Source organism: Paenibacillus sp. JNUCC 35 (genome assembly GCF_058269095.1).
The window spans coordinates 883,531-904,843 of record NZ_CM177771.1; the positions used below are offsets into that span (position 1 = coordinate 883,531).

At 56.4% G+C, this 21,313-nt stretch carries 20 protein-coding genes and 2 pseudogenes; 17 read left to right on the top strand and 5 right to left on the bottom strand.

Annotated features, from left to right (window positions below; all coding sequences use genetic code 11):
* Nucleotides 1–55: 55 nt before the first annotated feature.
* On the top strand, nt 56–538 hold the full coding sequence (locus AC2TF6_RS04045) for a hypothetical protein (protein ID WP_491310011.1): 483 nt from the start codon (nt 56–58) through the stop codon (nt 536–538).
* A 533-nt stretch (nt 539–1,071) separates the two neighbouring features.
* Here AC2TF6_RS04045 and AC2TF6_RS04050 read toward each other — a convergent pair.
* Nucleotides 1,072–2,346: a BaiN/RdsA family NAD(P)/FAD-dependent oxidoreductase gene (locus tag AC2TF6_RS04050; protein WP_491310012.1), complete on the bottom strand. Its 1,275-nt coding sequence runs from the start codon at nt 2,344–2,346 to the stop codon at nt 1,072–1,074.
* Between the two features lie 234 nt (nt 2,347–2,580).
* A complete protein-coding gene (locus tag AC2TF6_RS04055; protein ID WP_491310013.1) occupies nt 2,581–3,648 on the bottom strand; it encodes a metallophosphoesterase family protein in 1,068 nt (355 codons plus the stop codon).
* A 226-nt stretch (nt 3,649–3,874) separates the two neighbouring features.
* On the opposite strand from AC2TF6_RS04055, the gene AC2TF6_RS04060 reads away from it, so the two are divergent.
* From AC2TF6_RS04060 to acpS, 10 genes and pseudogenes are all read left to right on the top strand, one after another.
* The gene (locus tag AC2TF6_RS04060; RefSeq protein ID WP_326052709.1) at nt 3,875–4,168 is read left to right on the top strand and encodes a LiaF transmembrane domain-containing protein; all 294 of its coding nucleotides are present in this window, start codon (nt 3,875–3,877) and stop codon (nt 4,166–4,168) included.
* 35 nt (nt 4,169–4,203) lie between these two features.
* Nucleotides 4,204–4,866 (top strand): PspA/IM30 family protein, encoded by a 663-nt coding sequence (locus AC2TF6_RS04065; RefSeq protein WP_491310014.1) that lies wholly within the window; start codon nt 4,204–4,206, stop codon nt 4,864–4,866.
* A gap of 3 nt (nt 4,867–4,869) precedes the next feature.
* Nucleotides 4,870–5,373: a PspC domain-containing protein gene (locus tag AC2TF6_RS04070; RefSeq protein WP_491310015.1), complete on the top strand. Its 504-nt coding sequence runs from the start codon at nt 4,870–4,872 to the stop codon at nt 5,371–5,373.
* A 2-nt stretch (nt 5,374–5,375) separates the two neighbouring features.
* A complete protein-coding gene (locus AC2TF6_RS04075) occupies nt 5,376–6,074 on the top strand; it encodes a PspA/IM30 family protein (protein WP_009676348.1) in 699 nt (232 codons plus the stop codon).
* A 271-nt stretch (nt 6,075–6,345) separates the two neighbouring features.
* Nucleotides 6,346–6,474, top strand: a complete 129-nt coding sequence (locus AC2TF6_RS04080; RefSeq protein WP_255246872.1) for a hypothetical protein — start codon at nt 6,346–6,348, stop codon at nt 6,472–6,474.
* A 125-nt stretch (nt 6,475–6,599) separates the two neighbouring features.
* On the top strand, nt 6,600–7,034 hold the full coding sequence (locus AC2TF6_RS04085) for a BrxA/BrxB family bacilliredoxin (RefSeq protein WP_009676320.1): 435 nt from the start codon (nt 6,600–6,602) through the stop codon (nt 7,032–7,034).
* A gap of 488 nt (nt 7,035–7,522) precedes the next feature.
* Nucleotides 7,523–9,490, top strand: a pseudogene (locus AC2TF6_RS04090) (glycosyl hydrolase family 18 protein); the annotation flags it as partial.
* A gap of 15 nt (nt 9,491–9,505) precedes the next feature.
* A pseudogene (locus AC2TF6_RS04095) lies at nt 9,506–9,784 on the top strand (cellulose binding domain-containing protein); the annotation flags it as partial.
* A 131-nt stretch (nt 9,785–9,915) separates the two neighbouring features.
* Nucleotides 9,916–10,725, top strand: coding sequence for an NAD(+) synthase (gene nadE, locus AC2TF6_RS04100; protein WP_491310016.1), 810 nt, complete (start codon nt 9,916–9,918; stop codon nt 10,723–10,725).
* Nucleotides 10,726–11,137: 412 nt separating this feature from the next.
* On the top strand, nt 11,138–11,524 hold the full coding sequence (acpS, locus tag AC2TF6_RS04105; RefSeq protein ID WP_491310017.1) for a holo-ACP synthase: 387 nt from the start codon (nt 11,138–11,140) through the stop codon (nt 11,522–11,524).
* Nucleotides 11,525–12,138: 614 nt separating this feature from the next.
* On the opposite strand, the gene AC2TF6_RS04110 is transcribed toward acpS, so the two are convergent.
* On the bottom strand, nt 12,139–12,693 hold the full coding sequence (locus tag AC2TF6_RS04110) for a hypothetical protein (protein WP_491310018.1): 555 nt from the start codon (nt 12,691–12,693) through the stop codon (nt 12,139–12,141).
* Between the two features lie 296 nt (nt 12,694–12,989).
* On the opposite strand from AC2TF6_RS04110, the gene mutY reads away from it, so the two are divergent.
* Nucleotides 12,990–14,351: an A/G-specific adenine glycosylase gene (mutY, locus tag AC2TF6_RS04115; RefSeq protein ID WP_491311588.1), complete on the top strand. Its 1,362-nt coding sequence runs from the start codon at nt 12,990–12,992 to the stop codon at nt 14,349–14,351.
* Nucleotides 14,352–14,699: 348 nt separating this feature from the next.
* On the opposite strand, the gene AC2TF6_RS04120 is transcribed toward mutY, so the two are convergent.
* The gene (locus tag AC2TF6_RS04120) at nt 14,700–15,314 is read right to left on the bottom strand and encodes a superoxide dismutase (RefSeq protein WP_009676925.1); all 615 of its coding nucleotides are present in this window, start codon (nt 15,312–15,314) and stop codon (nt 14,700–14,702) included.
* Nucleotides 15,315–15,408: 94 nt separating this feature from the next.
* The gene (gene yfhS, locus AC2TF6_RS04125; RefSeq protein WP_491310019.1) at nt 15,409–15,597 is read right to left on the bottom strand and encodes a mother cell protein YfhS; all 189 of its coding nucleotides are present in this window, start codon (nt 15,595–15,597) and stop codon (nt 15,409–15,411) included.
* Nucleotides 15,598–16,016: 419 nt separating this feature from the next.
* On the opposite strand from yfhS, the gene AC2TF6_RS04130 reads away from it, so the two are divergent.
* The 5 genes from AC2TF6_RS04130 to AC2TF6_RS04150 all read left to right on the top strand — a co-directional run bounded on the left by AC2TF6_RS04130 (nt 16,017) and on the right by AC2TF6_RS04150 (nt 21,309).
* On the top strand, nt 16,017–16,910 hold the full coding sequence (locus AC2TF6_RS04130; protein ID WP_009676921.1) for a carbohydrate ABC transporter permease: 894 nt from the start codon (nt 16,017–16,019) through the stop codon (nt 16,908–16,910).
* Nucleotides 16,907–17,791 carry a carbohydrate ABC transporter permease gene (locus tag AC2TF6_RS04135; RefSeq protein ID WP_491310020.1) on the top strand — a complete coding sequence of 295 codons (885 nt, stop codon included), beginning with the start codon at nt 16,907–16,909 and terminating at the stop codon, nt 17,789–17,791. The genes AC2TF6_RS04130 and AC2TF6_RS04135 overlap by 4 nt, the downstream gene beginning before the upstream one ends.
* Before the next feature lie 31 nt (nt 17,792–17,822).
* Nucleotides 17,823–19,202, top strand: a complete 1,380-nt coding sequence (locus tag AC2TF6_RS04140) for an ABC transporter substrate-binding protein (protein WP_491310021.1) — start codon at nt 17,823–17,825, stop codon at nt 19,200–19,202.
* 63 nt (nt 19,203–19,265) lie between these two features.
* Nucleotides 19,266–20,285, top strand: a complete 1,020-nt coding sequence (locus AC2TF6_RS04145; RefSeq protein ID WP_491310022.1) for a LacI family DNA-binding transcriptional regulator — start codon at nt 19,266–19,268, stop codon at nt 20,283–20,285.
* Nucleotides 20,286–20,346: 61 nt separating this feature from the next.
* Entirely contained in the window at nt 20,347–21,309 is a 963-nt protein-coding gene (locus AC2TF6_RS04150) for an N-acetylglucosamine kinase (protein ID WP_491310023.1), read from the top strand.
* Nucleotides 21,310–21,313: the final 4 nt, after the last annotated feature.

Sequence of the window (21,313 nt, forward strand, 5' to 3'; positions counted from 1 at the left end):
GAAGCTCGGTAGGAAGAGCGCACGGCGGATCTGACAGCACCGGAAAGGATGCCTTATGAGCGACACACCGATATTTTTCGAATTTCCGCAGGAACGAGATATGCGGCTTGCTTATGATACGTTGTTTGAGCTGGGCTACCGGCCGGGCGTCAATGCTTCGGAAGGAAAGTCTACGCTGCACATCCATGTGGAAGGGCAAGACCTTGCTTCCGCCATGCAGATCGCCCAGGCCCACGCGGGTGAGCTGATCGACGCGCCGCCTGCCGCCGAGGTCAGTTACAGCGAACCGGAGGCTTACGCGGCGGCGTACGATCTCGACACGATCCGGATCCCGGCTCACTTGATCCAGGATCCGGAGGAGGACGCGCCGGAAGGGACCTTGGCTGCTGTGCGCGGCGGGGACAGGCTCGGCAGCGTTCCGGACGCTTATACCGGTGCGGCGGGTGCGGGTGCCGACGGCTCGTACGAGGAGCCGCAGCGGCAGTTTGACCCGTCCGACGACGATCTGGACCGGTTCTCGGCCGGGATTCATTTATGAGACGGAGCTGCCCTGCGGGTCCCGGCTGTTCGCCGGACGTCCCGCGAGCTCTTGGCGCATAGCAGAGGCGGAGCGCCCCATGAGGATGGTCGTTGCATGATCCCGTCATCCTATTGTTATTCAGCGGCAGCGGATACCGGCAGGAACACGGCCGATCCGCGGCAGCCTGAACTCTCTTCGCCAGAACGACAAAAAAAACCAGCCTCTCCGGAAGGAGGAGTTGGTTTTTTTGGTTTAGACGGGGCGGTAATGTCCCGTTTGTTCAGCGCTTGGCTGTGCGATGTCATCCGGCCTGGCGGGCGGCTTCGAAGCACCCGCTCTGCGCGGAAACAGGCTGCATTTTACAGGGAGGCAGCTCCCTGCTTCCATCGGCATGCCGCAAGAGAATATGCTGCTAGAAGTCCTTCTCGATTCCCGAAAGACCCATGGGTGACGAATGGAACGGCACCGTACGTCCGATTTTCTCCGCTTTTCGTGCCGCATCGCAGCCGGTTAACGGCGATTCCTTTTTCCTTATGCCGCAGTCCCGCCTCTTAAACAGTCACTTCCTCCGCCCGCATAGCCGCATGCTTGCCCGCCGTATAACCCGTGGCGAAAGCCGCCGTAATGTTGTAGCCGCCCGTATACCCGTGAATATCCAGAACCTCGCCGCAAAAAAACAGGCCCTCCGTCAGCTTGGATTCCATCGTTTTGGGATCGATTTCTTTCAAGTTCACGCCTCCGCCGGTGACGAAGGCTTCCTCGATCGACAAAGTTCCGTTAACGCGGAGAGGGAAAGCTTTCAGGAGCTTGCTCAGCTCCATCCAGTTCTGCTTGGGCAGGTTGGCGTGGGTGAGCGCCTCGTCCAGCTCCGCTTTTCGGAGCAGCAGGGGAATGAGCCGCTCGGAAACGGCGCTCTTCAGCACGTTCTTGATCGCCCGTTTCGGTTCGGCCGCGGCGAGCGCCAGCGTCTGTTCGTACACTTCCTCCGTACTCCGGTCGGGGAACAGGTCGATAGTCAGCTCGACGCTGTCCTTCTGCGACTTGCGGAGTTCCTTGACGACGAACTGGCTGCAGCGCAGCGAGATGGGGCCCGAGATCCCGAAATGCGTAAAAATCATATCGCCTTGATGGGTAATCAGCTTCTTGCCCTTGGCGTTCCATACGGTAAGCGCCGCATTGCGCAGCGACAAGCCCTGCAGCTCCCGGCTTTTGATAAAAGGCTCAGCCGAAGTGAGCGGCACTTCCGTAGGAAAAAGCTCGGTAATGGTATGACCGGCCGCCTCCGCCCAAGCGTAGCCGTCGCCCGTCGAACCCGTGTGAGGCACGGACTTGCCGCCGGAAGCGACGATCACGCATTTGCCGCGCAGCGTTTCCCCGCTTTGCAGCCGCACGCCGGTCGTCCGCCCGTCCTCGTAAAGCACGCGGTCTACGGAGCAGTGGGTCCGGATGGTTACGCCTTGGCCGCGCACTTGGCGGATCAGCGTATCTACGACGGTTTTGGCTTTATCGGAAACGGGGAACATGCGCCCGTTGTCTTCCTCTTTCAGCCGGATGCCGAGATTTTCAAAGAAAGCGATAATATCCTGGTTGTTGAAATGAGAGAAGGCGCTGTATAAAAAACGGCCGTTGCCGGGAATGTGCCGGATGAGCTCGTCCATTTCCTTATTATTTGTGACGTTGCAGCGTCCGCCGCCCGAAATTCCGAGCTTCCGGCCCAATTTGTCGCCTTTGTCCAACAGAAGCACGCTGGCTCCGTCCGCGCTTGCGGCGACGCCGGCCATAAGACCCGCCGAACCGCCGCCGATAATAATGACATCGTAAATCATGTAGTTGTAAACTCCCTGAACCTTCGAATTTTATTCGATCATATCACGGATCGTCCGCTTTTCAAACCGGTAGGGATCGCGCCTTTGAAGGGGGTATGGAGGCGAAATTGGAAGGGACCGGCGGGCGATCAGGGAAGGGGCGAACCGCAGAAGTCTCCGCGGCGAGCCGGGGAACGAAGAGAGCGTCCAGCTTTCTCTCTTTTCTTATTATATAGGTCAGCTTAAAATGGCAGCTCAGGACGGGTTCAGCTCGTGAACGTAGGTACCGATCCACGACCGGCTGTAATGCTCCCGGACCCGGATGACCAGCTTGTCCGGATATACCTGGACAAGAAGACTCTCGCTCTTAGCCGGATTTACCGGCTTTTGATGGAAATCAAGAACTTTCCGTACCGAGGAAGATCCGACGGAGAGAAAATCGGTCGGGACTGCCTGACCGCCCAGACTCCAGTCGTAATGGGAGTGGCCGGAGAAAAGAACGGCCTGCGGATAGTCCGCCAATACGCGGCGGAACGCTTTATAGTCCGTTACGCCCCGCTCCTGCCCGGAGCCTTTCAGCGTATGGACAAGAGGCTGGTGCAGGAAGACGAAGACCGGCCTGCCGGGGTGCGTCCGGGAAGCCTCGGACAAGCGCCCGTCGAGCCAGTTCATCTGCTCTGCTGACAAGTAAGCGTCCTCCCGGGCATCTTTGACGACGTCCCGGTAGCCTTCTCCGCTGAGGAAGATGAACGTGTATCCGGCCATCTCCGCCGCATGGTAGGGCTTCTCGTAGCCGAAGCAGCGTGTGAACAGTCCGACCGCCTCGCGTGTGGACCAGAACGGATTGAGCCGGCTCGTATCGATAGAGCCGAACGGCGTACGCCACATCCGGTAATACTCGTGATTGCCCATTGTCGCATGAAGAGGCGGATGGGGCATGGCGTTCAGCACCGCTGCCAGCGCGTTGTAATCCGCCGGATTGCCGTCGGTCAAGTCGCCGTTCAGCACCATCATGCCGCTGTCCGGCGCTAGAGCCGCATGATCCAGTAAAGCCGTCCGCAGGAGATCCTGCGACAGTTTGTCGTGCGCCTCGATATGAATGTCGCTCAGCACGGAAAACGTCAGCAGCGCCCGGGGCGTCTCTTCCGAGGAAGCCGTCCGTTCGCCGTCCGCTCCGGCTCCGGCTTGCTGCCCGGAGTGCTGCGGTGGCGCTGCGGCAAGCAAAGCTTCTGCCGCAGGGACCGTCTGCCAGCCCGGAGGGAGAAGGCAGACGGCTGTGCAGCAGGCCAGAAAAACCGCGGCGGCACGCTGAAAAGGTTTCACGGCACAACACCTCCGTCTCCATTGTCAGGGTCATTTGGGTTAGTGTTCCTTGCCGCCTGTTTTTTATGCGTACGACCCGGGCCGGAGCCCGGTTATCCTGAGGTCGGATACCGGCCCCGACTTAGGTCCAGGACCAAAAACCGCCGCGAGTCCGTTTTGGCGAATGCCGCTGTCGACTAGAATAAAGACATAAGACAACCACAACGAAAGGCGGTGACGCAAAAAGATGAAACGCAATCCTAACATGGGTCTCGCGATCGTGCTGATCGCATTCGGAGCCTGGCTGATTCTCAGCAAACTGGGCATTCACCTGGGTCCGATTATGAGTTACCTGATTCCGATCGGCATGATCGTGGTCGGCTACTTCGGAATTCAGAGAGGCAGTAAGCTGGGCTGGGTAATCGCCCTTCTCGGTATCTTCGCCCTTCTAGGCAAAATGACGACATTGTTCATTATCCTGATCGCTGTCGCCATGATCGCGTTCGGTGTATCGATGCTGAAAGGCACGTCCAATTCCTAAGCCCAAGACGCTGATAAAAGAAGGTGGTAAATACAATGAGCATTCTGAAACGAATTCGTGATATAACGGTAGCAACGCTGAACGAGCGGCTGGAAGAAAGCGAAGATCCCATTCGCCTGATCGACCAATATCTCTCGGCCAAGAGAGAACAGCTCATGCAAAGCGAGCGTTTGTATCAGCAGTGCACGGCGCATGCCTCCTCGCTGAGACAACAATACTTAAGTGCACTGGAAACGAAAGAGAAACGCGAGCAGCAGGCCGCACTCGCCCTGAAAGCGGGCGAAGAGAATATGGCCCGCCTGATCCTTCACGAGAAGCTTCAGGCCGAAGAGCGCAGCGACCAGTACCGCGGCCTCTACGAGCAGGCCGGACAATCGGCCGCCGAGCTGGAAGAAGAGCTTCAGGCCATGCGCGCCGATTACCAGGAAGTGCTCGACAAGCGGGGCTACTACATGGCCCGCATGGAGTCGGCCAGGTTGCAGCAGCGGCTGAACTCGCGCCTGGGTTACGGAGAGGGTTCCTCGTCGCCCCGTATGTTTTACCGGATGGAAGAGCACGTATCTGATATGGAGATGCAGGCACACGTCCTTCGCGACCTGCGCCGTACAACCCGGGAGGGCGGCTCCGAGAACTCGAATCCGGCTTTAGAGAAGGAGCTTGAGGCGCTGCGCCGCAAGATTAACCGGGAGGAGTCATAATACATGAGAAAACTATACCGCTCGCGCACCGACAAGAAAGTAACGGGACTTTGCGGCGGACTTGCGGAAGTGTTGAACGTCGATGCAACCCTGCTGCGGCTGCTCACAGTCGTCGCGGTGTTCATCACCAGCGGTTCGCTGATCCTGCTTTACTTCATCGCCAGCTTTATCGTTCCGAAGGAACCGGGCTTCGACCCACCGCGCGGTCCTTACGGACCGGGTCCGTACGGCGGAGACTCCTACGGTCCTTACGGCAACGCCAACAACAATAACTACGGCGGGAACCAGGCTTACAACGGCTGGAACGGCAAAGAGGCTAAACACGGCAGACAGCAGTCGGCCGCAGGTTCCTCTTTCGGAGCGCCCAAGGCTGACAATATTGATGAAATGATGAAAGATATCGAGAAAAAAGCGATGCAGCGCGAAATCGAAGAGCTTCGCGGCAAGCTCGACCGCATGGAAAAGCAACAAAAACCAACTAATAACGATTCCAAAGGAGATGTATAAACATGGGAGTTTTTTCGAGAATTAAAGATATGACTAAGGCGTCTATTCACGAGGTATTGGATAAAGTCGAAGATCCGGTCGTTATGCTCAACCAGTATATTCGTGACATGGAAGAAGAAATCGCGAAAGCGGAAGTGACCGTGGCGAAGCAAATCGCCAACGAGCGCAAGCTGAAACAGCGCCTGGAAGAAAGCGTACGCCTATCCGCCGACCGTGAAGGCAGAGCGGCAGCCGCGCTGAAAGACGGCGAGGAGCAAGCGGCACGCCAAGCGCTTGAGGAAAAACTGTACCACGACGAGAAAATCGCCGAGTATACCGATCTTCACGAAGCTTCCAAAGGTCATGCGTCTGAACTGACCCAACAGCTTCACGACATGAAAGACGAGTATTACAAGCTGCGCAACAAGCGCAATGAGCTTGTGGCCCGCACACAGCTGGCCAAAGCGAAAAAACAAATGGCGCAAGTGAGCTATAACGGCGTGATCGAAAGCGGCAATGCCTCCAGAGGCTTCCAGCGCATCGAAGAGAAAATCATCCAACTGGAAGTGGAAGCGGAAATCGCCCGCAAGCCTTACGTACCGGCATCCGGTTACAGCAGCGTGTCGAGCTACAATCCGTCCGATTCCGCCAAGCAGGCCAAAGTCGACGAGCAGCTCCAGCAGTTGAAGAACAAAATCGGCGGTACGAAAGCCGAGAAGTAATCGGCTTCGCAGCAGCCTTACGACTGACCGGCAGGCGCCGGAATTCAGAGCAGGAATTCCGCGCCGCCTCCGGCCGGTTCTTGCCGCAATAAGCGGCACCTCTTGCACAGCTATACCTGACCTTGCCTTCGGAGATCGGACTCCGGAGGCTTTTTTTCTGTCCGCTCCCTGGTTGATTGACCGTCATGCGACGCGGCTCCGCAGGCGACAAGAGCGAATTGCCCTCCAACGTGGTGCGCATACTACGGAAAAGAAAGGAGATGAACCCCGAATGGCTAAATCCAACAATTCCAAAGAGCAGGATATTCACGAAAAAGAAAATAAACAACGCAAAAGCACCCCGTCCGAATCCGGCGGCGTCGACAAAAAACTGAGCGGGCCGAATTTTCCCGCGACGTAGCGGCATTTAGGGCCTTGCGGACGCGATGGATCTTATCCAGCCCCTTTGCTTTCTTTTCCTCCGATTGTATAATGGAATGGAAAAGAAAATGTCCATGACATTGATCACAGGGGAGTGAACCGATTATGGTGATGTCTTTTGACTCATATATGAGAGACATGGTACAACCAATGCGTGAGGATCTGACCCGCATCGGCGTGAAGGAACTTCTGACGCCCGAGCAGGCAGCGGAAACGCTGGAGAATTCGGAAGGAACGCTGCTGCTCGTTATCAACTCCGTTTGCGGCTGCGCGGCGGGCCAATGCCGTCCCGGCGTTGCCAAAGCTCTGCAGAACGAAGTGAAGCCGGATCACCTGTACACCGTGTTCGCCGGTCAGGAGAAAGAAGCGACGGCTAAAGCCCGCGAATATCTGGCGCCTTATCCGCCTTCGTCGCCTTCGATCGCGCTGTTTAAAGACGGCCAACTGGTGCATTTTATCCAGCGTCACCAAATCGAAGACCGTTCCGCCGACATGATTGCCGGCGATCTGACGGATGCCTTCGAAAAGTACTGCAAATAAGAACGAGACCGTTAACCGGTCCGTTCTCAATAAAGCAAGCTCCTGCGGCCGTCTTTTGACGGAAGCGGGGGCTTTTTTCTTGTCCACGGGAGGGCTTCGCGCGGCGTACGGCTTAAATTAGTCATGTGGCCCTAACACGTTGAGCATATCAGACTATAGCCCGGCCCGGAGGAATTGAGTAAAGTTTTAATATAAAGAGAGCGTTTCCAAGATGTGGGGATCGGGAAACGTCCGTGGACGTGAGTGTAAAACGAACAGCTGAATCCGGAGGCGGGCATGATTTTTTTCATGCGGCCCGGAGGAGGTGATTGAGCGGATAAAAGTCGGATGAGCGGGGCAAGTACAAACGGCGGCAGGACGCTGATTACAAAGCGGCGGAATGAAGCAAGCAAAAGGAGGTTTTTTGAAAGCGTTTACTAAACATCAAAAAGATCATCCACTCAAACGAGAAAGAAGGGAAATAAATGAAAAGCAACAAAAAAATAAAAATGACCTGGCTGGGTTTCTTTGCGCTTCTGCTGGCGCTGCTCCCTCTGTTCAACACGGGCGCGGGCAGAGCTTCGGCGGCCGAACCGGCCAAAATCGTCGGGTATTTTACCTCCTGGGGGATTTACGGCCGCAATTATCAAGTTAAAGATATCGACGGCTCCAAATTGACTCATTTGAATTATGCCTTTGCGGACATTTGCTGGGGCGGGGTGCACGGCAACAATTCGACCGACAGCCCTAACAAGCAGACGTGGTCTTGTACGGATTCACATGTGCCTCTGCAATCCAAATCCGTTCCGAACGGAACGATTGTGGTTGGAGAGCCGTGGGCGGACGTAAATACGCCGTACTCCGGCTACTCGTACGAGGAGTGCGACCAGAAGGCGCTTTGCGGCAACTTTGCGGGTCTACGCGACCTCAAGAAAAAGAACCCGTCGCTCAAAACGCTCATCTCCGTGGGCGGCTGGACTTGGTCCAACCGTTTCTCCGATGTGGCGGCCAACGCGACTACGCGCGAAACTTTCGCCAATTCCGCTGTCGAGTTTATCCGCACGTACGGTTTTGACGGTGTAGATCTGGACTGGGAGTATCCCGTAGCGGGCGGCCTGTCCGGCAACACCTACAGCCCTGCGGATAAGCAGAACTACACGCTTCTGCTCAAAAAAGTCCGCGAGAAATTGGACGCGGCCGGAACTACTGACGGCAAGAAATACCTCTTGACCATCGCGTCCGGCGCCAGCCAGAAGTATGCGAACAACACGGAGCTTTCCGAGATCGCCAAAACCGTCGATTGGATCAACATCATGACCTATGATTTCCACGGCGGCTGGGAAAAATCAACCAACCACAACGCGGCGCTTTATCCGGACCCGAACGATCCGTCCACGGGAGACATCAAGAAGTACAACACGAGCGACGCGATCGATATTTACTTCCAGTCGGGCGTTCCCGCCAACAAGCTGGTACTGGGCCTTCCTTTCTACGGCAAGGGCTGGAAAGGCTGCGCTGCGGGACCGAACAATGACGGCCAATATCAGACCTGCACACCGGGCTGGGACGGCAGCGTTCTGCCGACCGGCACTTGGGACGACTGGGCGTCCGGTAACAGCGGCACGTTCGATTACGGCGATATCATGGCCAACTATGTGAACAAAAACGGCTTCTCCCGTTACTGGAACGACACGACCAAAACGCCGTATCTGTTCAACCCGACGAGCGGCACGTTCATCTCCTATGAAGACACGCAATCCATTGCCGCCAAAACGGCTTACATCAAAAGCAAAGGCCTGGCCGGCGCGATGTTCTGGGAAACCAGCTCCGACTGCCGCACCAGCCCGAAATTCTCCTGCACCACCAAGCTGCTCGATAAAGTAGCGGCCGATCTTCTGAGCCCCGTAACACCGGATACACAGGCTCCGACAGCGGTTACGAATCTGATTTCCACCGGCAAAACGTCGACCAGCGTAACCTTGAGCTGGACGGCCGCGACGGATAACGTGGGTGTAGTCGGTTACGAAGTGTCCTACGGCACGACGAAAGTCAATGTGACGGGAACCACCGCCAACATCACGGGCCTGACGGCCAATACCGCTTATACGTTCACCGTAAAAGCGAAAGACGCGGCAGGCAACGTATCCGCACCGGCTTCCGTAAACGTAACGACGGATGGCGGAACGACAACCCCGGATACGCAGGCTCCGACAGCGGTCACGAACCTCGTCTCCACCGGTAAAACATCGACCAGCGCAGCTCTTAGCTGGACAGCAGCGACGGATAACGTAGGCGTTACGGGCTATGACGTCACATACGGCACGAAAACCGTCTCCACGACGGCGACAAGCCTCAACGTGACCGATCTTACGCCGAACACAGCCTATACGTTCACGGTCAAAGCCAAGGATGCGGCGGGCAACATATCCGCTCCGGCTTCCGTCACGGTTACCACGGACCCAGCGACGAACCCGGGCTCTCCGGTTCAGCCGACCTTCACGGTAACGAGCGATTGGGGAACGGGCTACAACTTCAGCTTCTCCATCAAGAACACGGGAACGACCCCGATCACGAACTGGAAGCTGGAATTCGACTACACGGGAAGCATCACGTCCGTCTGGGATGCATCCATCGTCAGTTCCGCCAATAATCATTTCGTGATCAAAGGCGCAGGCTGGAACAACACGCTTCAGCCCGGAGCTACCGTTACTTTCGGAGGCGCGGGACTTGTCAAAGCCCAACCGACGAACATTGTGGTAACAGGCAGCTAATCCGCTGCGGATTTTGAAGTGAGGTAATCTGACATGAAAAACCGTCCCGGCCATCCTTTTGGTGGTTGGGGCGGTTTTCTTTGTGGTAAGATAAGTTCAAACCTTAGGTGTGGAGAAGGAGGATTTTTTTAATGAGCCTGCAGCAGGAAATTATCAAAGAACTTGGCGTTAAACCGCAGATCGACGTTCAGGAAGAAATCCGCAGACGCGTAGATTTCCTGAAGCAGTATGTAAAATCGGCTGGCGTATCCGGTCTGCTGATTGCCATAAGCGGGGGCATCGACAGCGCCGTTGCCGCCGGTCTGTGCAAAATAGCGACGGACGAGCTGACGGAAGAGAGCGGCAAAGAGTATAAGACAGTCGGCGTTTTCCAGCCGTACGGGACACAAGAGGATATTCATGACAGCTATGCGACGGCAGAAGCGTTCAACCTCAAATACCGCATGGAAACCAATATCGAAGAAGCGGTGAACGAGATCGCGCTCGAAGTCGAGTTCGGTCTGAAAAATGCGGGCGACTCCCGTCATATGAGTAAAGAAGGCAAGGGCAACGTGAAGGCGAGAACACGGATGGTCGTGCAGTATGCCATCGCTTTCGAAATGAACTTGCTCGTCGTCGGTACGGATCATGCTTCCGAGGCGATTACGGGATTCTTTACGAAGTGGGGCGACGGCGCCGTCGATATCACTCCTCTCAGCTCACTCAACAAGCGTCAGGTACGCGCTCTGGCGGCCGAGCTGGGCGTTCCGGACAGTGTGCTGCATAAAGCTCCGACTGCCGGACTGTGGGAAGGACAGACGGACGAGAAGGAACTTGGAGTCAGCTACGAGGACAACAGCAACTATCTGGAAGGCAAAGCGATCGATCCGGCCGCCGCGGAAAAACTCGAGAAGCATTATATGAAAACGAGACATAAGCGCGGCCGCATTCCCGGCATCTAAATCCGAGCGTTCAGGCGGAAACTTGGCTGGTATTCGGAGACATGTTCTTTTTCGGGAAAAAGATAAAAAAGCGGAGGAGCGGAGCTCTTTCGCTTCTTTTGTGTATGCCAGTGCTGCGGTTTTACCGGAGGACGGCAGGCGGATTCCGGTTCCTCCTTTTCCGGAGCGCGCCAAGTTGCGCACAGATCAGCCAGAGCCGTAATTTATGCAGATCCTGCGAGTCCGAGGGGGCGGTCAGGCGAAGCGCAGCCAATGCCCGGAGCGGAACAGTACAGTACGGCTGGATGTGCAGGCTGACTGTTTTATTTTTGTATATTGAAGGCGCCTCCCGGCTTGACCTCGCGGAATGGCCGTGCCACAATCAGGCAAGGTGAACGAAACGGAAAAAAGGATAAGTAACGGAGGCGTACACATGATTATCGGAGTCGGAATGGACATGGTTGACATCGCCCGTGTAGCGGGATTGCTGGGGGAAGAGAGCGGAGATCGGTTCATGCGGAGGATTTTAACCGAAGAAGAACAGCAGCTTGCAGCCGGGAAAAGAGGCAGGCTGGCCGAGTTTACGGCAGGGCGTTTTGCCGCGAAAGAGGCCGTGGTCAAAGCGTTGGGGTGCGGAATCGGCCGCCAGGCGGGGTTTCATGACGTCAGCGTCCTTCCGGACGAGTCGGGTAAGCCCCATTGTTTCCTATCCGAGAGGACGAGGCAGAGGCTGGGGCTCGGACAGGACGTTGTCATTCATTTGAGCATTACACACACGGATACGATGGCGGCGGCCTACGCGGTTGTCGAGCGGCCTTAGCCCGGAAAATGCCGGAAGGCGGAATACACTCACGGTTAAGGGACGTTATGAAGGCGCATCGGAAGTTGAGCGGGCCTGCTTAACAGCGCTTGTCAGGTATGCGGTAAATCGCCATCAAGCGGAAGCCTCAAGAAGGCGTACAGTGTAAGCCGGCATTCGGAGGATAAAACGCGAAGGTAAATGAAAATCCACAGTCGCGGTCAAACGCGAACGGTAAGCGAAAGGGACTGCTGTAGAACATAGAACGGCAAGCGAAAACGGAGAGCTATAGAACGGTAAACGGAACGGAGAGCTATAATCTGGCGCTCTTCTGAGTGCAGTCCGTGTGCGCTGTCAAAGCGGGCCGATGGAGCGCTGGACAAAAGGCTGGGTGTTTTGTAAACTCCCCGGCGCAAAAAAAGACAGCCCGTTTCCGAAGCTGTCCGAGCTGCCTGATTCTGTGCCCAGAGGGCCGTGCGGTTGACTGCCGTAAGCAAGGCGAGCGCCGCACCACCACGCCCCGGGAGCCGCGACTCAAAGATGGAAAGCCGTCTGAGCCGGGCCGGCGGCCAAGCGGAGAGCTTGGCACGTGAGGCAGAGCCTGCGAGACAGACGGCCGCAAAAAACTTGCGGGGCTATCCCGTCGCAGGCGTCAGCGGCCTTGTCAGGGACCAGGCGCAAACGAGCAGGCTGAGGCCGCTCATCCCTTGCAAAATGACGCCGGAGTAGCCCAAATACCAGAGGGCCATCACGATCGTAAGCGCGAAGAGCCACAGGCCGAGCCAGAAAAGCCGGCGGTCGGCGGCCGCTCCGAGCAGGACGAAAACGACCGAGAGCAGGAACGCCCTCAGAAGCGCGACGAAATAAGGGCCGACCGCCTGCACATATTCGAGCACGGCTACGGCGCCGATCAGCATAACGGCGGGAAAGGCGAGCATAACGAGGGAAATGGAGCCTTCGCGCGCGGCGCCGGCTTTGCGGCGCATTTTTACCCAGATCACGATGCTGGCAAGCACGGCCGCCGCGAATATTCCCTGTGCGAGCCAGTCTAAATCGACCCATTCCTGAAAGAAATCGACCGCCGCCGCGACGACTCCCTGAATGCCCCATACAGCCAGATAAGGCGCGAGCCAGCGAAAGCCGGAAGGAATCATGGCCGGTCTGCCGGGTGCCGTTCGGGCTTCTTTCATTTTGTACAACCTCCGTTCCCGAATCCAATCATCCGAAAAAGTCCGAATACGACAAGAATACCCAATTCAGCCCGCAAAAACAAGCAAAGGCCGGCCAGTTCCATCCTCCCCTCTTTTGCTTTATAATAAAAGGTTGTGGGTGTTCAAAACGTGAGCCCCGGAGAGGAGAGGGAATCCAGGTGGCAGAGCTTGAACGGCAGCAGGAACGCAATGAGCCGGTACCGGCTGAAGAAGGACAAGTTCCGGAGAAGCCGAAGAAAACAAAATCGGCATCCAAAACGGATAAAACACCGCCGGTGGAATACCCGACGGAACAAAAACGATTTTTCTCCGCCAATTTGTTGGCGTGGTATTTGATACATCGCCGCGATCTCCCGTGGAGACGCAGCCGCAACCCTTATTATATCTGGATTTCGGAAGTTATGCTCCAGCAGACGAGAGTGGACACGGTGATACCGTATTTCCACCGGTTCGTCGATTTGTTCCCGACGGTAGAGGCTTTGGCCGAAGCCCCGGAGGATGAGGTTCTGAAAGCGTGGGAAGGGCTCGGCTACTATTCCCGCGCGAGGAACCTCCAGCAGGCCGTACGCGAGGTTCACGAGCGTTACGGGGGCATCGTGCCGGACACGAAGGAGGACATCTCCTCCCTCAGAGGGGTAGGCCCGTATACGTCGGGCGCGATTCTCAGCATCGCGTACAACAAGCCGGAGCCCGCCGTCGACGGCAACGTCATGCGGGTGCTTTCGCGCTACTTCCTCATCGAGGACGATATCGCGAAGCCCGCCGCAAGAGTGGGGATGGAGCGGCTGGCCCGCGATCTCATCCCCGAAGGCTCCGCGGGGGACTTCAACCAGGCGCTGATGGAACTCGGCGCCATGGTCTGCACCCCGCGCTCGCCGCAGTGCCTGACCTGCCCGGTCATGGACCACTGCTCGGGCAGGCTGGCCGGCAGGGAAGAGACCCTGCCGGTGAAGAGCAAGGCCAAGCCGCCGAAGCCGGAGCGGCGGCTTGTGGCCCTGATCGAGGGCGAGGGCGAGAACGCCGGGCGGATACTGATCCGCCAGCGGCCCCAGGAGGGCCTCCTCGCCCGCATGTGGGAGCTGCCGCACGTAGAGCTGCGGGCGACCGCCTCCGGCGGCGCCCGCGGCTCCCTCGCGGCAGCGGAACCTCCCGGCCCCGAGGGCGGGCCGGGGCTGCTTCTCGCGGCGGCGGATGAAGCCGCCGCATCTTCCACCGCCGTGGATCGGCCAGCGGAGGCACAGCCTGCCGTCGGCAGCGCGGCCGCCGGGCCGGAAGCGCCGGCGAAGCGGGGCCGCCGCGGCAAAGCCGCCGCTGCGGGGAGCGAGGCTCCCGCAGCCTGGCCGGGCGATGCGCACAGCATGGAGCAGCTGCGCATCGCGCTGGCCGAGGAGGAGCACGTGGACGTGCTCCCGCAGGGCTGGATCGCCAATACGAACCACACCTTCAGCCATCTCTACTGGGACATGAAGGTGTTCCGGTGCCGGCTCGGCGGCCAGGGAGGCGCTCCCGCGGGGCAGCTTCCTTACCGCTACCGCTGGATGTCGCCGGAGGAGCTGGAGCGCTACGCGTTCCCGAACGTGTTCCTGCGCGTCTTGAAGATGTACGCGGAGGAACAGGGCGTATGGGCGGGGAAGTAGACCCGGCCGCCGTATAAACGCGCATCACCGGGAAGTAAAGCGCGACAAGGGCTCTGAACCGTTCCTTCGCAGATCCTTCAGCGCCTCGGTTGTTAGCTAGGCATCGCATTCGCTGCTGGATCTGTTCGGAAGAGTCACGGTCGCCGGCAGCCGGTTCTCCCTTGCCCCGTATGTCACGCTCCTGAGCTGAGCAAGCACGAAGAACGTGTACCGCACCGGAAAGGGCAGATTCTTTATGCCTTATAAACGCATTCCCATAAAAACATTCTTATAGACAATACAGCCTCATATAAAAAAGACGCCCTCCCAGGCTTATCGCCTGGGGAGGGCGTCTTGCGTATGCCGGAATTATTTCTTAGCGGCTTCGTAACGCTTGTTAACGGCATCCCAGTTAACAACGTTCCAGAAAGCGGAGATGTAGTCCGGACGTTTGTTTTGGTATTTCAGGTAGTAAGCGTGCTCCCATACGTCCAGTCCGAGAAGCGGAGTGTCGCCTTCGAAGAGCGGGCTGTCCTGGTTAGGAAGGCTGTATACTTTCAGCTGGCCGTCTTTACCGAGCGCAAGCCATGCCCAGCCGCTGCCGAAACGGGTAGTAGCCGCTTTGGCGAAATCTTCTTTGAATTTATCGAAACCGCCCAGCTCGCTGTCGATAGCTTGAGCCAAAGCGCCGGTAGGCTGACCGCCGGCGTTAGGAGCGATGGTTTCCCAGAAGAGGGAGTGGTTGGCGTGTCCGCCGCCGTTGTTGCGTACTGCAGTGCGGATCGCTTCCGGAATGCTGTTCAGATCGCTGATCAGGTCTTCCAGGGATTTGTTCTGAAGGTCGGCATGGCCTTCAAGTGCCGCGTTCAGGTTCGTTACGTATGTGTTGTGATGACGGTCGTGGTGAATTTCCATCGTTGTTGCGTCGATGTGCGGTTCCAGTGCGTTATTCGGATAAGGTAGAGCCGGTAATTGATGTGCCATGATTTGAATACCTCCTAAGCGATATGTTAACACTTACCTGTTTATTATAAGACGATTTTTGATAGTAAATCAACATTTATGTATATTAAGTCGGTTAGACCGTATTCTCCCGCCTTCTTTCAATCTCCCGGATGACCTGCGCGTGTATAGCCGTACCCTGTGCGTTGAGCCAGGGAGACAGCTCGCTCATCACCGAATGGTGATAAGATAATTCTTCTTCATCCCAGGCGGAAGCGTCCAGTGAACTCAGTTCGTGCAGATGCCGTTTTTCCTGCTGTGCCATTTTTTTTCACCTCCTTTTATTAAGAATGACCGGAAACCGGAGTTATTATCAGAAATTTTCTGCAAGAAGGCGCCGGGAAGATGTGAAGAAGACGGGGGTGAGGTTTAGAAGAACCGGAAAGGACAACATTTTTCTTTACCGCATGATTTGTAAGCGCTATACATTTTTGCTTGCAAAAGCAAATAAGGGATTGACACCCGGCATGAAAGCGTTTATCTTAAATTTATAAAAGTTAAACCCTTTTAATTTTTGAGAACAAGCTGACACGGATGACAGAAAAGGAATTTGAAGTGGTTTGCGAGGTTTTAGGCTGAAAAATGGGCATAATATCCAGAAATCCGAATCGGTTTACATGGAAATCATGTCTTTTATTTTTGGACTAAAATTAAAGCGTTTTAACTTTCGGAAGGAAGGATGCCATGAGAACCAAAACGGCAAGGCACCAAACGCTCTGGTTTTACATCTTCATTTCACCCTGGCTGATCGGAGCTGTTCTGTTTGCCCTGTATCCCATCGTATCATCAGCTTATTACAGTTTTACCGAGTATGACATCGTAAATCCCCCGAAATGGGTCGGCTTTCAGAACTACGTCGATTTGTTCCACGATGATATCTTTTGGATTTCCATCTGGGCTACCGTGCGGTATACGCTGCTGAGCGTTCCGATCCAGCTTGGGCTTTCGCTTCTTTTCGCGCTCCTGCTCAATCAGAAAATCCCGTTCAAAGGTTTTTTCCGGACGGTCATGTATTTCCCGAGCATGATATCGGGTGTGGCTATGGCTCTGATCTGGATGTGGATTTTCAATCCGCAGAGCGGGCTGCTCAATCAGGGGCTCAGCCTGCTGGGACTGCCCGGGCCGCTTTGGCTGTTCGACGAGAAGTGGGCCATCTTCGCTCTCGTGCTCATGTCGCTGTGGACCGTAGGCGGGGGAATGGTCATCTTCCTGGCCGGTTTGCAAAGCGTGCCGCCAAGTCTGTACGAAGCGGCCGAACTGGACGGCGTAACGCGCCTCCGCTCCTTCTGGCACATTACGCTGCCGATGATCTCGCCCGTGTTCCTTTTTCAGCTGATCATGGGTCTGATCGAGTCTTTCCAGGTCTTTACCCAAGCGTTCATCATGACCAAGGGCGGACCGAACTATTCGACGATGTTCTATGTGTATTACCTGTATCAGAACGCCTTCAAGAACTTCAAGATGGGCTATGCTTCCGCGATGGCCTGGCTGCTGCTGATCGTCGTCATGGTCCTTGCCCTGCTTATTATGAAAGGCTCTAAACGATTCGTTCATTACGAAGGGGGAGACGGAGTTTGAGCGGCACGGTGCATACACAGCCCGGTCGGGCCTATAAACCTTCGAAGCTGAAGGCGGGACGCAGGACGTGGTTCGACTGGTTCGTCTTCGCAATGCTGATCGTCCTGTCGGTCTTGATGATTTTGCCGTCGGTTCACATGCTGTCCACGGCTTTCAAAACGCGGGCGGAGTCACTGAGATTCCCGCCGACGATCCTGCCGGATAAATTCGTAACGGAAAACTTCAAGAAATTGTTCGAGCTCGATTTTCTCAACTGGTATCAGAACAGCCTGCTCATCGGCATTATGACGGTGATCGGCACGGTGCTTTCTTCCGCTCTGGTCGCCTACGGTTTTTCGCGGTACCGGGCGAAGGGCAAGGACGCCCTGTTCGCTTTTCTGCTGGCCACGATGATGCTGCCTTACCCGGCCGTCATGATCCCGCAGTTCATCCTGTTCAAGGAACTCGGATGGATCGATACGTTCCTGCCGCTGATCGTTCCGGCCTTTCTAGGCTCCGCCTATTTTATATTCCTGCTCAGGCAGTTCTATACCTCCCTGAGCAACGAGCTTTTCGAAGCGGCCAAAGTCGACGGCTGCTCGGAGCTCCGCCAGTGGTGGAGCATCGCCCTTCCGCTGTCGGGCCCAGCCCTGGCGACCGTCGCCATCTTCTCCTTCATCTGGAGCTGGAACGACCTGCTCGGGCAGGTGCTTTATCTGAACTCGACCGAGAAGTTCACTCTGCCGATCGGTATGGCCGGCATGGTGTCCTCGACCACGCGCCCTCCTTCCTGGAACGTCGTTATGGCCGCATCTCTGCTGGCGCTGGTGCCGATTCTGGTTTTATTCTCCGTCGCGCAGCGCTATTTCGTACAGAGCATCGTGCTGACGGGTGTGAAATAAGAGAGGGAAACAATAAGGAGGTCTACCTTAAATGTGGATGACTAGAAAACCGTATCATATGACGCTCGCGGCCGTATTGGCGGCGTCGGTAACGCTGGCGGGCTGTTCCGGGGGAGACAAGAAGACCGAGGGAACGGGCGGTTCCGGCAAGCCGGGAGAAAACGTAACGATTACCCACTACACCCAGGACGCGCCGGACAAAGCCTACGTGGAGCAGCTCATTCCGGAATTCGAGAAGAAGTTCCCCAACATCAAGGTCAAGGTGGTAAAAGCACCTTACGAGCAATTCGAATCGAAGCTGCAGAGCATGGTAGCCGCCGGCAATTCGCCGGACGTCACTTCCCACTGGGGCGATGCGGGCTTCGCGGAATATTACAACAAAGGCTTGGTCCGCGACATAACGGATCTTCTGAAAGAAGACAACTTCAAACCTTCCGACTATGGAATTTCGGATCATTTGATGGATATCTACAAAGTCAATGGCAAAACTTATGGAATTCCTGTCTATAGTTACGTATCTGTTCTCGTATATAATAAGGATATGTTTGACAAGGCAGGAATTCCGTACCCTCCGTCCGATTATGAAGACAAATCGTGGACATTCGAGAAGATGCAGGAATATGCCAAGAAGCTGACCAAAATATCCAAAAACCTGAACGATACCCAGTACGGCATCGATTGGGGCTGGTCCGAGAGAGATATGAGACCGCTTTATTTCGGCGCCAGCACGTATCCGGAAGAAACGTTTACGAAGAACGGGGGCAACCCGGAGGTTTCCAAATTCAATTCGCCTGAAGTGAAAGACGCTTACCGGACGTTGTTCGATATGATGCACAAAGACAAAAGCATGATCGATCCCGTTACGACCAAAGCTGTCGCGGGCGAAGGCGGAGACCCGTTTGCCGCAGGCAAAGTCGCGATGTCCGTGGGCGGCGCCTGGCTTCTCGCCGGTTCCAACGATTTCGGCTTTAAAGTCGGCGTAGCCGCCGTCCCGGCCGGGAAGAACGAGAAGGCGAGAGACGTGCTGTTCGTCGATCCCCTGTTCATCCTCAAAGACTCCAAGCATCCGAAAGAAGCGCTGGAGTGGATTAAATTCCAGCTTTCCAAGGAAACGCAGGAGAAAGCGGTCGAACTCAGCGGAGGCACGCCGCCGGCGAATTCGCAAGCAGGCGAGAAGTATTTCAGCTACTTCCAGAATATCGATCCGAAAGACCTCAAGAACGTGTACGAAGGCGGCCTGAAGTACGGCGTGGAATCGTGGAACCATATGATTCCGGGTTACGCGGAGCTTAACACGATCATCAAAAACGAAATGGAGCCGATCGAGAACGGCAAAAAATCGGTCGACGAAGTCATGCCGGATCTTGAGAAACACATCAACGACGTTTTGGCGAAAAGGCAGAAAAAATAACACAGTCGGACTCTTGACCAGCCCCGCTGCATGGTGGGATTCCGACGTTGGGAGTTCGATTGGATGAAAATAAGCATATTTGACGTTGCAAAAAGAGCGGGAGTATCGGTGGTCACCGTCTCCCGCGTTCTAAACGACTCGCCTACGGTGAGGGAAAACAACCGGCAGAAAGTGCGCCAGGCTATCAAGGAGCTCGATTACCGGCCCAATTCGGCCGCAAGGAGTTTAGCCAGAGGGAAGACGGGCGTAATCGGTCTTACGCTTACGACTTTGCAGGATTCCCTGTTCGACGGAATCGTCAAGTGCGTGAACGATGCGCTGAAGGAGCACGGCTATTTCCTGGCCCTGTCCATCGGACCGGACACGAGCGATTCCGACTGGGGAGAAGGCAGCAACTTTCTGTATCAGGAAGACAGGGTGGACGGAATTATCGTACTTTCTCCTCTTAAGGAGGAAAACGACGTCCTGGAGTTGAAAAGGAAAAAGATCCCATTTGTACTGGTGGATAACCAGCAGGAAGACATGAGCGCCTCGGTCGTTAACGTCGATAACTATATGGGCGGTTTGGAGGCGACGCGTCACCTGCTGAGTCTCGGGCATACCAAAATCGCGCATATCGCGGGTCCCGAGCTCTACCGGAGCGCCAGGGAGCGGAAACGGGGCTATATCGATGCCATGGCGGAAGCGGGGCATCCCCCGTTTCTTTTGGTGGATTCGGATTTCGATATCCGAAGCGGCTTCGACATCGCCAAGGGCTGGCTGGCGGAGGGCGAAAGGCCGACGGCCGTATTCGCCGCCGACGATTTCATCGCGCTGGGCGTGATCGAGGCTTTCCGCGATGCGGGACTTCACGTGCCGCGCGACCTTTCCGTCATCGGTTACGATGACCAAGCCTTCTCGTCGGCGATTCATCCCCGGCTGACGACAGTCCGTCAGCCCTCCGAGGGGATGGCGCAAGAAGCGGTGAAGCTGCTGCTGAAGATCGTGAACGGCACGCAGAAACGGAATGCTTCGGTGAAGCTGGAGCCGAAATTGATCGTGCGCGAATCCACGGCGTCTCCGGACGGCAGAACACTCAAATAGACAGATAAAACAGGAGCTGTGAAATAGAAGAACAATTGCATGAAACGGGAGATGGAGAACTGTGAACTATTATTTGGGCATGGATGCAGGCGGCAGCAAAACCTATGCGGTTATCGCCGATGAAACCGGACGGGTGGTCGGCACCGGCAGAAGCGGCATGGGGAATCATCAAATTCATCACGACCGGGCGGCCGCGAGCATCGGGGGCGCCGTGGACGAGGCGCTTCGCGAGGCGGGCCTGACGAAAGCGGATATCGCTTTCGCTTACTTCGGGCTGGCGGGGGCGGACCGCGAGATCGACTTCCGCATCCTGCGGAAGCTTCTGGAGCCGATCGGCTTCGCGAACTGGGATCTCGCCTGCGATACCATCGTCGCCATGCGGGCGGGCACCACGAAGCCTTACGGCGTCGTCGCCATCTGCGGCAGCGGCGTGAACTGCTCGGGCATGAACCGGCAGGGCGAAGCCTACCAGTGCGGCGGCTTCACCTACACGTTCGGCGACTTCGGCGGCGGGGGCGGCCTTGCCGTCGAAGCGTTCCGCTCGGTCGTCCGCGCCTGGGACGGACGGGGAGAGCAGACCCTGCTGACGGGACTGGTTCTGGAGCTGCTCGGCTACGAGACGGTCGGAGACATGTTCCACGATTTTCTCGACCATAACAAGTCCGTTCCGCTGGAGCTCGCGAAGCTGCTCTTCACGGCCGCAGGCCAGGGAGATCAGGTTGCCCTCGATATCTTGAAGGAGCAGGGCGAGGAAATCGGTCTCTCGGTCAAGGCGATCGTGAACAAGCTCGGCATGGCCGAAGAAGAGTTCGATGTCGTGCTCGCCGGCAGCGTGCTGATGCGCGGAAACGGCGATTACGTCGAGAAGTATATCGTAGACGCGGCGAAGAAAGCGGCTCCTGCAAGCACGATCCGCCGGCTGGACGCCGAGCCTGTAGTGGGCTCTGTGCTGCTTGCGATGGAACGCGGCGGCTTGACGGTCAGCGAAGAAGTGAGCGAGAAACTGAAGCAGTTAAAAATGTAAACCA

What these genes read in the sequence shown, in the direction of transcription:
- AC2TF6_RS04075 (WP_009676348.1), top strand. Translation starts at nt 5,376, where the DNA reads ATGGGAGTTTTTTCGAGAATTAAAGATATGACTAAGGCGTCTATTCAC.
- AC2TF6_RS04060 (WP_326052709.1), top strand. Translation starts at nt 3,875, where the DNA reads ATGAAACGCAATCCTAACATGGGTCTCGCGATCGTGCTGATCGCATTC.
- AC2TF6_RS04065 (WP_491310014.1), top strand. Translation starts at nt 4,204, where the DNA reads ATGAGCATTCTGAAACGAATTCGTGATATAACGGTAGCAACGCTGAAC.
- acpS (WP_491310017.1), top strand. Translation starts at nt 11,138, where the DNA reads ATGATTATCGGAGTCGGAATGGACATGGTTGACATCGCCCGTGTAGCG.
- yfhS (WP_491310019.1), bottom strand. Translation starts at nt 15,597, where the DNA reads ATGGCACAGCAGGAAAAACGGCATCTGCACGAACTGAGTTCACTGGAC.
- AC2TF6_RS04080 (WP_255246872.1), top strand. Translation starts at nt 6,346, where the DNA reads ATGGCTAAATCCAACAATTCCAAAGAGCAGGATATTCACGAAAAAGAA.
- AC2TF6_RS04120 (WP_009676925.1), bottom strand. Translation starts at nt 15,314, where the DNA reads ATGGCACATCAATTACCGGCTCTACCTTATCCGAATAACGCACTGGAA.
- AC2TF6_RS04110 (WP_491310018.1), bottom strand. Translation starts at nt 12,693, where the DNA reads ATGAAAGAAGCCCGAACGGCACCCGGCAGACCGGCCATGATTCCTTCC.
- AC2TF6_RS04145 (WP_491310022.1), top strand. Translation starts at nt 19,266, where the DNA reads ATGAAAATAAGCATATTTGACGTTGCAAAAAGAGCGGGAGTATCGGTG.
- AC2TF6_RS04140 (WP_491310021.1), top strand. Translation starts at nt 17,823, where the DNA reads ATGTGGATGACTAGAAAACCGTATCATATGACGCTCGCGGCCGTATTG.
- AC2TF6_RS04045 (WP_491310011.1), top strand. Translation starts at nt 56, where the DNA reads ATGAGCGACACACCGATATTTTTCGAATTTCCGCAGGAACGAGATATG.
- nadE (WP_491310016.1), top strand. Translation starts at nt 9,916, where the DNA reads ATGAGCCTGCAGCAGGAAATTATCAAAGAACTTGGCGTTAAACCGCAG.
- AC2TF6_RS04070 (WP_491310015.1), top strand. Translation starts at nt 4,870, where the DNA reads ATGAGAAAACTATACCGCTCGCGCACCGACAAGAAAGTAACGGGACTT.
- AC2TF6_RS04050 (WP_491310012.1), bottom strand. Translation starts at nt 2,346, where the DNA reads ATGATTTACGATGTCATTATTATCGGCGGCGGTTCGGCGGGTCTTATG.
- AC2TF6_RS04130 (WP_009676921.1), top strand. Translation starts at nt 16,017, where the DNA reads ATGAGAACCAAAACGGCAAGGCACCAAACGCTCTGGTTTTACATCTTC.
- AC2TF6_RS04085 (WP_009676320.1), top strand. Translation starts at nt 6,600, where the DNA reads ATGGTGATGTCTTTTGACTCATATATGAGAGACATGGTACAACCAATG.